The 14,625-nt window shown below is 66.0% G+C and carries 14 protein-coding genes and 1 tRNA gene; 2 read left to right on the top strand and 13 right to left on the bottom strand.

Annotated elements, in window-relative coordinates:
* Positions 1–25: 25 nt before the first annotated feature.
* The 4 genes from ACCQ07_RS11955 to ACCQ07_RS11940 all read right to left on the bottom strand — a co-directional run bounded on the left by ACCQ07_RS11955 (position 26) and on the right by ACCQ07_RS11940 (position 3,151).
* Positions 26–102, bottom strand: a tRNA-Pro gene (locus ACCQ07_RS11955).
* Between the two features lie 59 nt (positions 103–161).
* Complete coding sequence (gene cydX / locus ACCQ07_RS11950) at positions 162–272, bottom strand: cytochrome bd-I oxidase subunit CydX (RefSeq protein WP_008573380.1); 111 nt, start codon at positions 270–272, stop codon at positions 162–164.
* Positions 273–360: 88 nt separating this feature from the next.
* Positions 361–1,512 (bottom strand): cytochrome d ubiquinol oxidase subunit II, encoded by a 1,152-nt coding sequence (cydB, locus tag ACCQ07_RS11945; protein WP_011347694.1) that lies wholly within the window; start codon positions 1,510–1,512, stop codon positions 361–363.
* 16 nt (positions 1,513–1,528) lie between these two features.
* Positions 1,529–3,151, bottom strand: a complete 1,623-nt coding sequence (locus tag ACCQ07_RS11940) for a cytochrome ubiquinol oxidase subunit I (protein ID WP_218488434.1) — start codon at positions 3,149–3,151, stop codon at positions 1,529–1,531.
* A gap of 151 nt (positions 3,152–3,302) precedes the next feature.
* Between ACCQ07_RS11940 and cydD the strand changes: the two genes are divergently transcribed.
* Positions 3,303–5,039, top strand: coding sequence for a thiol reductant ABC exporter subunit CydD (gene cydD, locus ACCQ07_RS11935; RefSeq protein WP_209261587.1), 1,737 nt, complete (start codon positions 3,303–3,305; stop codon positions 5,037–5,039).
* Positions 5,036–6,721 carry a thiol reductant ABC exporter subunit CydC gene (cydC, locus tag ACCQ07_RS11930; protein ID WP_372363353.1) on the top strand — a complete coding sequence of 562 codons (1,686 nt, stop codon included), beginning with the start codon at positions 5,036–5,038 and terminating at the stop codon, positions 6,719–6,721. The genes cydD and cydC overlap by 4 nt, the downstream gene beginning before the upstream one ends.
* A 72-nt stretch (positions 6,722–6,793) precedes the next feature.
* On the opposite strand, the gene ACCQ07_RS11925 is transcribed toward cydC, so the two are convergent.
* The 9 genes from ACCQ07_RS11925 to ccmC form a co-directional block, all read right to left on the bottom strand.
* Positions 6,794–7,408 (bottom strand): DUF1294 domain-containing protein, encoded by a 615-nt coding sequence (locus ACCQ07_RS11925; RefSeq protein ID WP_071118379.1) that lies wholly within the window; start codon positions 7,406–7,408, stop codon positions 6,794–6,796.
* 151 nt (positions 7,409–7,559) lie between these two features.
* Positions 7,560–8,762 (bottom strand): homoserine O-acetyltransferase MetX, encoded by a 1,203-nt coding sequence (gene metX / locus ACCQ07_RS11920; protein WP_071118378.1) that lies wholly within the window; start codon positions 8,760–8,762, stop codon positions 7,560–7,562.
* A gap of 302 nt (positions 8,763–9,064) precedes the next feature.
* On the bottom strand, positions 9,065–10,078 hold the full coding sequence (locus ACCQ07_RS11915) for a tetratricopeptide repeat protein (RefSeq protein WP_071118377.1): 1,014 nt from the start codon (positions 10,076–10,078) through the stop codon (positions 9,065–9,067).
* Positions 10,078–10,509, bottom strand: coding sequence for a cytochrome c-type biogenesis protein (locus ACCQ07_RS11910; protein WP_031422978.1), 432 nt, complete (start codon positions 10,507–10,509; stop codon positions 10,078–10,080). Before ACCQ07_RS11910 ends, ACCQ07_RS11915 begins: the two co-directional genes overlap by 1 nt.
* Complete coding sequence (locus tag ACCQ07_RS11905) at positions 10,506–11,108, bottom strand: DsbE family thiol:disulfide interchange protein (protein WP_008573806.1); 603 nt, start codon at positions 11,106–11,108, stop codon at positions 10,506–10,508. Before ACCQ07_RS11905 ends, ACCQ07_RS11910 begins: the two co-directional genes overlap by 4 nt.
* On the bottom strand, positions 11,101–13,038 hold the full coding sequence (locus ACCQ07_RS11900; RefSeq protein ID WP_008573807.1) for a heme lyase CcmF/NrfE family subunit: 1,938 nt from the start codon (positions 13,036–13,038) through the stop codon (positions 11,101–11,103). The genes ACCQ07_RS11905 and ACCQ07_RS11900 overlap by 8 nt, the downstream gene beginning before the upstream one ends.
* 171 nt (positions 13,039–13,209) lie before the next feature.
* On the bottom strand, positions 13,210–13,680 hold the full coding sequence (gene ccmE / locus ACCQ07_RS11895; RefSeq protein ID WP_029819560.1) for a cytochrome c maturation protein CcmE: 471 nt from the start codon (positions 13,678–13,680) through the stop codon (positions 13,210–13,212).
* The gene (locus ACCQ07_RS11890) at positions 13,677–13,847 is read right to left on the bottom strand and encodes a heme exporter protein CcmD (RefSeq protein WP_008573809.1); all 171 of its coding nucleotides are present in this window, start codon (positions 13,845–13,847) and stop codon (positions 13,677–13,679) included. The genes ccmE and ACCQ07_RS11890 overlap by 4 nt, the downstream gene beginning before the upstream one ends.
* On the bottom strand, positions 13,844–14,596 hold the full coding sequence (ccmC, locus tag ACCQ07_RS11885) for a heme ABC transporter permease CcmC (RefSeq protein WP_008573810.1): 753 nt from the start codon (positions 14,594–14,596) through the stop codon (positions 13,844–13,846). The genes ACCQ07_RS11890 and ccmC overlap by 4 nt, the downstream gene beginning before the upstream one ends.
* Between the last annotated feature and the right edge of the window lie 29 nt (positions 14,597–14,625).

Genomic DNA, 14,625 nt, shown 5'->3' with positions numbered 1-14,625 from the left:
ACAAGGCCGGTTTGTGTTTTGAAACTGGTCGGGGAGACAGGATTCGAACCTGCGACCTCTACGTCCCGAACGTAGCGCTCTACCAGACTGAGCTACACCCCGAAGGAGCCGCGTATGTTACATAGGGAATGGGGAATCGGCAAGCATCTGATGAAATTATTTTACTGAGGCGGCTCGCCACGCTCGGGCTCGCGTGCTTCGAACCACATGCCGTTGAGCACCGCGGCCAATGCCGCCAGGCCGGTGCCAAGTATCCATGCGAAATACCACATTGGTGTGCTCCTCGAATCGTTGAACAGGATGATGGTGGCGCGCGGTGCGGCAACGGCAGCGCAGGCACTGCGATCGCTGCCGCGGCGCTCAGTACGCGTTGGGATTGGCCGTGACCGCATCGTCGGTGACCTTGCCCTTGAGCACGCGATACACCCAGCTCGTGTACGCCAGCACGATCGGCATGAACACGGCAGTGGCCAGCAACATGATCCACAACGTCAGACGGCTACTGGATGCGTCCCACACCGTCAGGCTCGCGCTTGGCGCGCTGGAAGAGGGCAGCAGGAACGGAAACAACGCAAAGCCCACCGTGAACACGATGCCGACGATGGCGCTGCCGGAGGCGATGAAGGCCAGGCCGCCGCGCCGCAGGCGTAAGCACACCGCGCTCATCGCAAGCCCGACCAGGCCCACCAGCGGCGCCATCAATGTGGCCGGCATGCTGCTGTAGTTGTGCAACCAGCCGCCCGCGGCGGTGAGCGCAGCGGTCTTGCCGAGCGGGTTGGTGGCCGCATCGGTGGCCAGCACCGAGGTCACCGCATAGCCGGGCAGACCCAGCGCCACCCATGCGCCGCCTGCTGCAAACAGTGCCAGCGCACACAGCGCGGCGATGCCGCCGAAACGTGCCGCGCGCTCGGCCACCGGTCCATCGGTCTTGAGCACCAGCATCGCGGCGCCATGCGCGAGCAGCATCGCCACGCTGAGCAAGCCGGCGAGCAATGCGAACGGCGTCAGCAACCCGAGCAGGTTGCCGGTGTAGAACGTGCGCATGCTGTCGTCGAAGTGGAACGGCACACCCAGCAGCACGTTGCCGACCGCCACGCCCATGATCAGCGCCGGAATGAAGCCGCCGACGAACAACGCCCAGTCCCAAGTGCTGCGCCAGCGCGGACTCACCAGTTTGCCGCGGAACTTGAAACCGACCGGGCGCAGGATCAGCGCGAACAGGATCAGGAACATCGCCAGATAGAACCCGGAGAAGCTCACTGCATACAACGGCGGAAACGCGGCAAAGATCGCGCCGCCGCCCAGGATCAACCACACCTGGTTGCCTTCCCAGACCGGGCCGACGGTGTTGATCACCAGCCGGCGTTCGGCATCGTTGCTGGCGACGAACGGCAGCAGCGCGCCCACGCCCAGATCGAAGCCGCCCATCACCGCGTAGCCGGACAGCAGCACGCCGAGCAGTAGCCACCAAATCACGCGCAGGGTCGTGTAATCGAGCAATACGAAATCCATGATGTCTCTCCTTTGCTTACGGTGCGCTGCCGGCCACGGCACCGGAACTCAGCGGTGCGTGACGCGACGGGGCATGGTCCTGCAGGGCGGCGGGCAATGCGTTGGGCAGCATCGGTGGGAACAACACCTCCGGTCCCTTGTTGATGGTCTTCAGCGACAACTTGATCGCAATCACCAGCAACGTCGTGTACAGCGCGGTGAAGCCCACCAGCGTCATCACGATCTCGTAAAGGTCCAGCCCCGAGGCGGCGTAGAACGTGGGCAGCACCCCTTCCACCGCCCACGGCTGGCGGCCGTATTCGGCAACGAACCAACCGCATTCGATCGCGATCCACGGCAGCGGCAACGTCCACAGGGCCAAGCTCAGGAACCAGCGTTTTTCCTGGAAGTTGTGCTTGCAGGCAAACCAGAAGGCGACAGCGAAAAACGCGATGAGATACATGCCGATGGCGGCCATGATGCGGAAGGTCCAGAACAGCGGCAGCACGCGCGGTACGGTGTCCATCGCGGCCTGGGCAATCTGCTCCGGCGTGGCGTTGCCGATATCGTCGCGATAGCGCTTGAGCAGCAGGCCGTGGCCCAGGTCCTGCCAGTGCGCATCGAAAACCTTGCGTGCTTGGGCGTCGTTCTTGTCGGCGCGGATGCGTTGCAGTGCGCCGTAGGCGATCTGACCGCCGCGGATGCGGTGTTCGGCACGGCCGACCAGTTCGAGAATGCCTGGAATTGGCTCATCCAGCGAACGCGTGGCGATCAAGCCCATCAGGTACGGAATCTTGATGGCGTAATCGTTGCGATGGGTGGTCTGGTTCGGAATGCCGAATGCAGTGAAGTCGGCCGGTGCGGCTTCGGTTTCCCACATCGCTTCGATGGCGGCCAGTTTCATCTTCTGGTGTTCGCTGGCGGCGTAGCCGCTCTCGTCGCCCAGCACCACCACCGACAGCGACGACAGCAGGCCGAACGCTGCAGCCACCGCAAACGAACGCCGTGCCATTTCAATATGCTTGCCTCGCAAGAGATAAAGCGCACTGATCGACATCACGAACACCGCGCCCAGCACGTAGCCGGCACTCACCGTATGCACGAACTTGGCCTGCGCCACCGGGTTGAACAGCACTGCCACGAAATCCACCACCTCCATGCGCATGGTGTCGGGGTTGAACACCGCGCCGGCCGGATTCTGCATCCAGCCGTTGGCGATCAGGATCCATAACGCGGAGAAGTTGCTGCCCAGCGCCACCAGCCAGGTGGTGATCAGGTGCTGTACCTTGCTCAGGCGATTCCAGCCAAGAAAGAACAGGCCCAAGAAGGTGGCTTCCAGAAAGAACGCCATCAGTCCCTCGATCGCCAGCGGCGCACCGAAGATGTCGCCCACGTAATGGCTGTAGTACGACCAGTTCATGCCGAATTCGAATTCCATCACGATGCCGGTGCCGACACCCATGGCGAAGTTGATGCCGAACAGCACACCCCAGAACATGGTCATGCGCCGCCAGATCTGCTTGCCGGTCATGACGTAGACGCTTTCCATGATGCCCAGCAGGAACGACAGACCCATGGTGAGCGGTGGAAAGATGAAGTGGTACATCGCGGTGACTGCGAACTGCAGCCGCGACAGTTCGACAACTGTCGAGTCGATCATGGCGGGTGGGCCTGGTTGAGGGTCGGTAAGGAATGTGGCGATCATCTGCCGCCATCGCGCCGGCCGCGTTGATCCAAATCAATGCGGTCCTGAACAGGTGCGTCACACTGTCCATCCCCGACCGGGAGGCGGCGACTTACAATCGCGTGCAATGCGCAGTCTTCAGAAGAGCGACGTGAGCCAGCCCAGCGTGCAAGCCAGCGAAACGCCCGCCCAGCGCCGTCAACGCGGCCACTGGCTGGATGCGCTGGCCGCATCGGCCACGCGCGCGCGGCGGCTCGCCGGCGTGGCGGTGGCGTTGTCGGGTGCGTTGCTGCTTGTGCAATCGGCTGCGATTGCCTGGCTGGTACAGGCGGTACTGGTGCAGCACCTGGCAATGGCGCAATTGCGCAACGTGGGCGCGGGGTTGCTGGTTGCGCTGATCGGGCGCGCGCTACTCAATGCCTGGGCGCAATCGTTGACCGGCGATGTGGCCGACGTGGCCAAGCGCGAACTGCGCGCACGCATTGCGCAACGCCTGGTGCAGCACGGGCCGCTATGGTTGCGCCGGCAACGCAGTGGCGAACTGGGCGAGTTGAGCCTGGCGCATACCGATGCGCTGGAAGGCTATTTCGTCGGCTACCAGCTCGCTCGCATCGAAATGGTGCTGGTGCCGCCGCTGATTCTGATCGCGGTGTTTTCGGTCGATTGGGTGGTCGGGCTGGTGTTGCTGCTCACCGCGCCGCTGATTCCGTTCTTCATGATGCTGGTGGGCTGGGGCGCCGAGGCCGCAGGGCGCGAACAACTCGGCGAACTGGCGCGCATGGGCGGGCATTTTGCCGATCGCCTCAAGGGCCTGGGATTGCTTCGCGTGTATGGCCGCGGCCAGGCTGAATTGCAGGGCATTGCCGCCGCTGCCGAGGGCGTGCGCGAGCGCTCGCTGAAGGTGTTGCGCATCGCATTCCTGTCCTCCACCGTGCTGGAGTTTTTTGCCTCCGTCAGCGTTGCGATCGTAGCGCTGTACTTCGGCTTGAGCTATCTGGGCATGCTCCATCTGCACGGTATGCCGTCGCTGGGTGCCGGCATGTTCTGCCTCTTGCTGGCGCCGGAATTCTTCGCACCGCTGCGGCGCCTGGCCGCGCATTACCATGACCGCGCGAACGCCTTGGCTGCCGTGGCCGAAGCCGAGCGCTTGCTGCAGGGTTTCCAGCCGGCTGCCGCCGCGCACACCGCCGTGCTACCCGCACGTGCCCTGGAGCCGGCGCAAGCGCATGCGCCCTTGTTGCAGGCACGTGGATTGGTGCTGCGTCCTGCCGGCGCGCCGCAGGTGGTGGTCCAGGAGTTCGCGCTGACGCTGGAGCCCGGCCAGCGCGTTGCGGTGATCGGTGCCAGCGGCAGCGGCAAGAGCACGCTGCTGGAAGGACTCGCCGGTTGGCTTGCACCCGAGGCGGGCAGCGTGGCCGTGCGCCCGGGGGCGCGCATTGGATATGCCACGCAGCGGCCCTACCTGTTTCACGCCAGCATCGCCGACAACCTGCGCCTGGCCGACCCGCAGGCCAGCGATGCGCGCCTGCACGCGGTGGCCGAGGCGGCGCAGGTGCTGCGCTTTGCAGCGCACTTGCCGGCCGGCCTGGACACGGTGATCGGCGAGCGTGGCTTTGGTTTGTCCGGTGGCGAAGCCCGCCGCGTGGCGTTGGCGCGATTGTTGTTGCGCGAGCCGGAGGTGTTGCTGCTGGACGAACCCACCGCCTTTCTGGACCCGGACACCGAAGCGGAATTGCTGCGGACGCTGGGCATCTTTGCGCGCGGCCGTGCGGTCGTTCTGGCGACGCATAGCGCTGCGGCGATGCGTTGGGCCGACACGGTGATCGATCTGCGCGGCGTGCCGGTCACGCTGGAGGCACCATGAGCCGCCCCCAGCCTGATCGTTTGCGCGATGTGTTTCGTCTGCATGCCTGGCGCCTGCTGTTGTCGGCAGTGCTGGTGCTGGTCACCATGCTTGCCGGTGTCGGCCTGCTGGGCTTGTCCGGCAGCTTCCTGACCGCCGCTGCGCTGGCAGGCGTTGCCGGCATGGGGACCGGTTTCAACTTCTTCTCGCCGTCGGCCGGCATTCGCGCCTTGACCTTCGCGCGTATCGTGTCGCGTTACGGCGAAAAGTTGATCGGGCACGATGCCACCTTGCGCATCGCCCGCGATCTGCGGGTGTGGTTCTTTCGCCGCGCCTTGCCGCTGGCGCCCGGGCGATTGTCGGCCACCCGGACCGGCGATCTGCTGGCGCGGTTGATGTCCGACATCGGCGAGGTCGACGGCCTGAGCGTGCGCGCGTTGGCACCGCTGGCCGCATTGCTCGGCATCTGGTTAGGTGGTGTCGCCGCCGCTGCGCTGATCTATCTCCCCGCTGCGTGCTTGTTGCTGGTGCTTGGCGTGCTGATCGGCGGGCTGGTGCCGTGGCAGGTGGCACGCGGCGGCGCGCAGCGCGAGCAGTTGCGTGCGCAGCAGCGCACGGCCTTGCGCACGCAGGCCTTCGAAGGCCTGGAGGGCGCGGCCGACCTTGCTGCGGTCGACGCGCAGGGCGCCTGGCTGCAGCGCAGCGACGCCGCCGCCGCCGCCGTCACCGGCGGCGATCGCATCCAGCGCAGACGGCTGATCACCGGCAACCTGCTGCATGCGCTCTGCGGCGGGCTGGGGCTGGCCAGCATGCTGTGGCTGGCACTTGGCGCGGCCGAACGCGGGCTGATCGCCGCCGAGCTCGCTGCGGGGTTGGTGTTTTTGACCATGGCGTTGCTGGAAGTCTGGGCCGGTGCCGGGCTGGCATTGCAGGCGCTGCAAAGCGCACGCGTTGCCGCCGGGCGCCTGCAGGCCATCGTCGATCAAGCGCCATCGGTGAGCGATCCGGCGCACGCGATCGACGTGCCGCGCACCGGCACGTTGCAATTGCAGCAGGTGTCGTTTGCCTGGCCCGGTAGCGTGCGCCCGGTGCTGCACGCGCTCGATCTGACCCTGGCGCCGGGCGAGCGCATTGCCATCAGTGGCGATAGCGGCAGCGGTAAAAGCACAGTGTTGGCGTTGTTGCTGCGCCTGTGGGATCCGCAGGCCGGGCAGCTGCGCTACGCGGGCATCGACCTGCGCCACCTCGCACAGGCGCAATGGCACCAGCGTATCGCCTGGCTGCCACAGAACGCGCCGGTGTTTGCCGGCAGCGTGCGCGACAACCTGCTCATCGGCGACGCCGCTGCCGATGATGCCGCACTGTGGCAGGTGCTCCAACAGGTGCGCCTGGGCGCGTGGGCCAGCGCGAACGACGGTCTGGACACCTGGGTTGGCGAAAACGGCGCCACGCTGTCTGCCGGCCAGGCACGCCGGCTCGCCCTCGCGCGGGCACTGCTGCGCGATGCCCCGATCCTGTTGCTCGACGAACCCACCGATGGTCTGGACGTGGATACCGCCCACGCGCTGTTGGTCGACCTGGCCGCCGCACTCGGCGAACGCTCGCTGGTGATGATCACCCACGACGCGCTGCCGCCCGGTGTCGTGCAACGGCATTACCGGATGCGTGAGGGAACGCTGGAGTTGCTCGACCAGAACGCATAGCCGATCAACGAGGTCCTCGAACGTGGTCACAGGATGGGCGTTGATCGCCTGGCCGCGCGTTGTTGATCGCGTTCAATCAAACAGCACCGCAAGCGCGGCCATCAGATCGGTCTCGGTCACTGCCAGTACCAGTGCACTGACATTCAACGCAACCATGAGCCAGAACCTCAGCTGAAACGCCGCCTTGCTGCACTTGTGCCGGTAGATTTCCTGCGCCAGCAATGCACCTGGCCAACCACCGATCAGCGCCAGCAGGTGCAAGCTGGATTCGGGTATGCGCCATTGATTGCGTTGCGCGGCCGACTTGTCCATCGCATAGATCAGCAGGGTGACCAGGCTGGCCGCCGCGTACCAGAGCGGGACGATCACCGGTACCACGTGCATCAGCGTGGCCGCCGCCAACGCGAGCATCGACACCGCAGCCAGCGTCTTGCGTGGCAAGCCGCTGCGACGCTGTTCGGTCCTGGCGGCGGTGGTACGGTCTGCCCACCGCACTTGCGTGGCATTCAGGCGTTTGTGCGCATCGCGTTCGATTGCATACGTGATGATCTCCCCATCGCGCGGGCGACGCGTCTGCTGTGCAAATGCGCTGATATGGACGAATGCGCGGTCGCCACCACCATGGGGCGTGACGAAGCCAAAGCCCTTGTGATCATTCCAGTCGCTGAGACGTCCCTGATAGCGCATTCGCGTTGCTCTGTTGGATGGTGTGGCTTGCCGGTGCGATCTGCGCGCATATCACGCATCAACTGCCCAGCCGGAAAAAACAGCGGTGACGGTCGTCATCTTCCAGCAGCATCGGCCGAGATCCGGCGGCGCAGAGCGACGTTCAAGGAACTCAACAGTCCTGCAAAAAATCGCGGACCGCTGGGCCGAAGCGGGCGAAATCGACCAGGAACGCGTCATGGCCTTGCGGCGAATCCAGGCCGATGAAGTGCGCATCGGCGCCGCCGGCACGCAGGCCGTCGGCAATCTGCTCCTGCTGCTGCACCGGGAACAGGATGTCGGTGTTGGCACCGATCGCCAGCGCACGCGCGACGCGGATACGCGCCAGGCCGGCAAGCACCGTGTCGGCGGTCGAGACGCCGGTCTGCGGCTTGGCGGAGGCGGGCAGGGCATCTGCATGGGCGTGGTCGATGGCAGAGTCGGTAGCCGGTTGCTCGTCGACATGCTCGGCCAGGTCGAACCAGTCCATCGAGCGGCTCAGGTAAAGATAGCAGTTGGGGTCGAAGAAGCGCACGAAGCGGCGCGCGTGGCCTTCCAGATAGCTTTCCACCTGAAATTCCAGCCCGAACGGATCATCTGCCGCCTGCTCGGAATCCAGTCGCACGCGGCCGAAACGGCCGTCCCATTCCAGCGCCGAGCGATAGGTGATCACGCCGAGCTTGCGCGCCATGCGCATGCCCGATTCCGGGTAGCGGGCATCGTCGTAGTGGCCGCCGTTCCAGTGTGGATCCAGCCGGATCGCCTCGCGTTGCAACGAGCGGATCGCGATCGAAAACGGCAATGCCTGCGCGCTGCCGGAGATATTGATATGGCTGCGCGCGATGCCGGGATGACGCAGCAATAGCGCCAGCGCGGTCATGCCGCCCATCGAGTTGCCGATCAGGCAGGCCAGTTGCGCGATACCCAGTGCGCGCACCACATCGGCTGCGGCATCGGCCACGTCTTCGATCGACAAATCCGGAAAGGTGAGCCGATACGGCGCGCCGGTTGCAGGGTTCACCGAGGCCGGCCCGGTCGAGCCCTTGCAACTGCCCAAGGAATTGACGCAGACCACGAACCAGCGTGCGGTATCGATCGGCTTGCCCGGGCCCAGCATCGCTTCCCACCAGCCCGGCTCGGAGTTGGCCTGGTTTGCCGCCGCGTGCGCATTGGGCGACAGGCCGGTGACGATCAGGATCGCGTTGCTGCGATCTGCGGCCAGCGTGCCCCAGGTCTCGTACGCCACGCGTGCCTGATGCAGCACGCCACCGCGTTTCATCGGAAACGGCGAGGGCAGGGCGTGGTACAGCGTGCCGGCAGGGATGAATTCAGTCATGGGCCAATTCTAGCTGGCACTGCGCGAGGGTGCTGGGGGGCATGTGAGATGGGAAATACACGAAGCGAGGGGCGCTCATTTGATACGCGATTAGGCTGCTGGCCGGCGGTGCGTACATTCGTCTGCATGCGCATGTAGACAACGAAACATCCGGCTCAGCAGGCAATCGCAAACGCCGCTCGATCTGTGTCGATGCAGGCGTGATGTACCTTCAGTACAGCGGCATGGCTGCACGAAGATCGAGTGTTTGCCCGCATCAGTTAGGTCGATGACCTCGCCCATCACACGCAATGCGTCAGCCATCAGCGGCCGATCACCAGTTCCACCGGCGCGGCCGCAGGCAGTGCGACCGTCACCGGAGCGCTCTCCACGTCATCGGCCTGGCGCATGGCGTTGCCGCTGCGCGAGAGCCGTGCCAGCAGCTGTACGTTGCCCAGCGACGACAGCGTGCGCGTCGGCATCGGGCTGTCGCCATCATCCAGCGTGATGGTCAATGGAAGCTCGCGCAGCGCGTGTTTTTCCACCGCCACCGGCATCGGCGTGTCGGCCGCGCGCGCGATCACGAACACGCTGGTATCGCCGGGCAGTCCGGCGCGCTTGGCGAATTCGGCATCCAGCGTCACGCGCACCTGAAGGCGTTTGCCACTCGCTGCGGCGGCGGTAGGCGCAGCCGGTGCCTGGAGCGGCTCAAGCCTGGCGTCCTGTCGGGCGGCATTGATCTGTTCGAGCAGGCCGGGGCGGGTGGAGGCATCGACCACGCGCAAAAGTGGCTCCCATGTCGCACTGGCCTTGGCCGGCTCACCGGCTTGGCGCTGCACCACCCCCAGGAACCAGCGCGCGCGTTGGTGGTCCGGTTGCACCGCCAGCGCGTGTTCGAGCAGGCGCATGGCTTCCGGGTCCGGGCGGCCGCTGTCGTCGGCAAGCATGCGCGCCTGCGCCGCGGCGACCAGCACGTCCGCTTCGTCCGGACGGAGTGCGACCGCGCGTGCGAAGGCATCGCGCGCTTCGGCAAATTTCTGCTGGCTGGACAGTGAGCGCCCCAGCAACACCCAGCCCTCGGCCTGTTCGGGGTGACTGGCCAGCGCCGCGCGCAGCTGCACGATGGCTTCATCCAGCGAACGTGGCGTGGCCGGGCGATTGGTCGGCTGCGTAATGGCGCCAGGCGTTCCGACCAGCCAGTACAACGCCGTGCTCGCGGCCAGCAGCAACACTGCCACGCTTGCGGCCAGGCCGCGCGCTTCGCGCCACAGCGGGCGCAACACCACGCCGAAGGCCAGTAGCGCAATCACGATCCCCGCGACGATAAAGCCGGCCATCACCACTCCTGCTCATCGGCAGGCACGACAGGCGCGGCCACGCTGCGTTTGCGTACCACCCGCACCACGGCGCCCGCGCCCAGCAGCAACACCAGCAGCGGACCGAACCATAGCAGCCAGGTGCGCGACTCCACCCGCGGGCGATACAGCACGAACTCGCCATAGCGCGCGACCAGGAACTGGCGGATCTGCGCATCGCTGCGGCCCTCGTGCATCAGCGCCAGCACCTCGCGGCGCAGGTCCTGCGCAATCTGCGCGTTGGAATCGGCCAGCGACTGGTTCTGGCACTGCACGCAGCGCAACTCGGCGGTGAGTGCGTGAAAACGCGCCTCCTCTTCGGCCGAGGCATAGCGCAGCGGCGCCGGGTCGCCGACCGGCTGGGCGAATGCCAGCCAGGGAAGTAACACTAGCGTCAGCAGCCAGCGGGTCATTGTTTGGCGTGCAGGTCCGGTGCGGCGGTGGGCGAACGTTCGATCTTGCTTAGCGCCGGAATCAACTGGGTGTCGATGATGGATTGGGTCAGCATGCCGCTGTACTTCCAGCGCACCACGCCACGCCCGTCGACCAAGAAGGTTTCCGGCGCGGCAGCAATGCCGAAATCGATGGCGGTGCGGCCATCCTGATCGGCGACCACCAGCAGATACGGGTTGCCGAGTTGTTCGAGCCAGCGCAGCGCATCGTTGCGCTCGTCTTTCCAGTTGTAGCCGATCACGCGTACGCGCTTGGTCAGTGCGAAGCGGCTCAATACCGGGTGTTCTTCGCGGCAGGCCGGGCACCAGCTGCCCCACACGTTGATGATGTACGGCGCGCCGCGCAATTCGCGCGCATGCACCACGATGGCCGGGTCGTGCAGCAGCGGCAGCGCGAATTCCGGCGCCGGTTTGCCGATCAACGCAGAGGGCAGGGCATCGCGATCGTCCTGACCGGAGCGCACCACCGCGTAGACCAGCAGCGCTGCCAGGGCGAGCAGCAGCACGATGGCGCCCACGAGAACCGCAGTGGGCAGGCGGGGCGAACGTGACTCAACCATCTTGGATCTCCGGAGAACGACGAAAACGCCGGTCGGCCGCGGTCACCAGGCCGCCAAGCGCCATCAGCAGCGCTCCCAGCCAGATCCAGCGGACGAACGGTTTGAGGTGGACACGCACCGCCCAGGCCTGGTTGCCCAGCGGTTCGCCAAGGGCGACATACAGGTCGCCAAACGGGCCAGGACGAATCGCCGCCTCGGTCAATGTCTGGCCACCGCTGGCGTAGCGGCGCTTTTCGGCCTGCAGCGCGCCCACCGGCGCATCGTCCTTGAGCACCTGCAGGTTGGCACGGTCGGCCACGTAATTGGGCCCGCGCAGTTCTTCCAGCCCGTCGAAATGCAGGGCATAGCGGCCGATCTGTACCTGCTGCCCGGGCGCAAGCGCCACTTCGCGCTGCAGGCTCAATCCCTCCACCAGCAGGGCACCGGACAGGAACACCGCAACGCCCAGGTGCGCCAGCACCATGCCCAGCATCTCGGCGGTGAATCTGCGCCCCTTGGCCGCCCGCCGCGTCCACAGGAACCGCGCGGTGCCCAGCAGCACCCAGGCTGCACCGGCGACACCGAAGGCGGCTTTCAACTGTCCCTGCGGCGCGACCAACCAGGCCAGCACGCCGGCCGCCAGCGCCAGGCCTGCCCACGGCGCCAGCATCGCCACCGGCCGCGAGGCCTGTTCGCGCTGCCAGCGGGTGAGCGGGCCGAACGGCAGCAGCGCCACCAGCGGCGCCATCAGCACCACGAACAAGGTGCCGAAGTAGGGCGGGCCGACCGACAACTTGCCCAGTCCCAACGCATCGGCGAGCAGCGGGTACAAGGTGCCCAGCAACACCATGGCGCAGGCGCAGGTGAGCAGCAGGTTGTTCAACAGCAGCAGGGTTTCGCGCGAGCTGCCGGCGAATGCGCGACGCGGATCGTCCGCCACCGACAGAAGCGGCGCGCGCAGCGCATACAGCAGCAACGAACCACCGACCACGGCCAGCAGGAATACCAGAATGAACAGCCCGCGCGACGGGTCGGCGGCGAACGAATGCACGCTGGTCAACACGCCCGAGCGCACCAGGAAGGTGCCCAGCAGCGACAGCGCGAAGGCGGCGATTGCCAGCAACAAGGTCCAGCTGGCGAAGCTGCCGCGCTTTTCGGTCACCGCCTGCGAATGCAGCAGTGCGGTGCCCACCAGCCACGGCATGAAACTGGCGTTCTCCACCGGGTCCCAGAACCACCAGCCCCCCCAGCCCAGCTCGTAATACGCCCACCAGCTACCGAGCGCGATGCCCACGGTGAGCATCGACCAGGCGACATTGGTCCACGGCCGCGTCCAGCGCAGCCAGCGCGCATCCATACGGCCTTCCAGCAGCGCGGCGATGGCGAACGCGAACGGCACCGCAAAGCCGACGTAGCCGCAATACAGCATCGGCGGATGGACGATCAGCCCCGGATCCTGCAGCAGCGGATTGAGGTCGCCACCTTCCGGCGGCACCGGAAACAACCGCGCAAACGGGTTGGAGGTGAACAGCAGGAACGCCAGAAACCCAATACTCACCAGCGCCATGACGCCGAGCACGCGCGCGATCACATGCGCCGGCAGCTGCCGCGACCAGATCGCCACCGCGCCGGTCCACAACGCCAGCACCAGCGTCCACAGCAGTAGCGAGCCTTCGTGCGCGCCCCACACCGCCGAATAGCGGTACATCACCGGCAGCAGGCTGTTGGAATTCTCGGCGACGTAGCGCACCGAAAAATCCTGCACCAAGAAGGCATGCGTCAACACGGCAAAGGCCGATGCGATCAGTGCCAGCTGCACCAGCGCTGCCGGCCGCGCCACGGCCATCCAGCTGCTGCGTCCGCGTTGTGCGCCTGCCAGCGGCACCACGGCCTGCACCAGCGCCACCAGCAGGGCCAGCACCAGCAGGAACGTCCCGAGTTCAGGAAGCATCGGGTCGGCGCGTTGTCGAGCGTGGGTCCGTGCCACGACGGCAGGTGCATTGCAGAGTCCGCATCACTGCAGCGGTTGCACCTGCTTGCCAACGCACGGTGACATCGTTAGCCACGCACCCGCCGCGCAAGCCACCTGTCTGCAGGAATGCCGATCTCCTGACACACGCCATCAATGCAGCTCTCCAGCTTGGCCCGCAGCGGCCGGCACATCGTGCTTGCGATGCGCGCTGCCCATCTTGTCGGCGACTTCCTTCGGCATATAGGTTTCGTCGTGCTTGGCCAGCACATCTTCGGCGACGAAGATGCCGTTCTGCATGCGGCCGGTGGCCACCACTGCCTGCCCCTCGCGAAACAGGTCCGGCAGGATGCGGTCGTAACTGACGGGCAATTGCGCATCGCCATCGGTGACGCGGAATTGCGCTTCCAATGCGCCGGAGGCGCGTTTGAACGAGCCTTTTTCGACCATGCCACCAAGCCGGAAGCGCGAATGCGCGCCGGCATCGCCACGCAGCACTTCCGAGGGCGTGTACAGGTAGGCCACGTTGCGCTGCAAGGCCATGGCCACCAGCGTGGTTGCCAGCCCGCCGGCCAGCACCAAGGCCAGCACCAGCCACAGGCGGCGGCGACGTTGCGGGTTCACCGGATCAGCTCCGCATCGCTGGGCACCGCGCGCTTGCGCTCGCGCAGACGGCGCGCCTGGGCGGTCTTCAGGGCGCGACGTACCTGCCAACGGCCGGCAATCAGGTCCCACAGCAGCACCAGCACGAACACCGCATAGGCGGCGATGACGTAAGGCAGGTAGCTCATGCCGCACTCTCCTGCGCATCGCGCACGATCCAGGCTTTGCCCGCCTCGCGGCGCAGGTTGTCGGCGCGCGCGCGCGTCAACAGCGACCCGACAAACCAGAACTTGGTGCCGATCACCATCAACCACAGCGGCAGCAGCATGCTTGCGTCGATGGTGGACGGCCCAAGCAGGCGGATGCTCTGGCCCTGATGCAGCGAATTCCACCACACCACCGAATAGCGGATCACCGGCAGCAGCGCCACCCCGACGATGGCCAGCAACGCCGCCGCGCGCGCCGCCTGACGGCGGTCGTCGATGGCGTGATACAGGCCGATCACGCCCAAATACAGAAACAGCAGGATCAATTCGGTGGTCAGGCGCGGGTCCCAGTCCCACCAGGCGCCCCACATCGGTTTGCCCCAGATGCTGCCGGTCAGCAAGGTGATTACGGTAAACGCAGCGCCGATCGGCGCGCACGCCATCGCCAGGATCTCGCAGATCTTGATGCGCCAGATCAACGCGATGGCCGCATACAGCGCCATCAGCCCGAACACGAACAGGCTCATCCACGCGCTCGGCACATGGATGTAGAGAATACGAAAGCTGTCGCCTTGCTGGTAATCCGCCGGCACCGCAAACAAGGCCTGCCAGATGCCCACGCCCAGCAGCAACGCGGCCAGCGCGTAGCACCAGGGCGCCCAGCGCGCAGTAAAACGGTCGAAGATCGGGGGCGATGCGAGTTGGTGGAACCAGCGGACGACGACGTTCATGCGATGGCAGTAGCCTTTGGAATGGCATT

The organism is Xanthomonas sp. NCPPB 3583, assembly GCF_041475715.2.
Lineage (GTDB): Bacteria > Pseudomonadota > Gammaproteobacteria > Xanthomonadales > Xanthomonadaceae > Xanthomonas > Xanthomonas euvesicatoria.
This window is presented reverse-complemented; position numbering and strand designations above follow the sequence as displayed.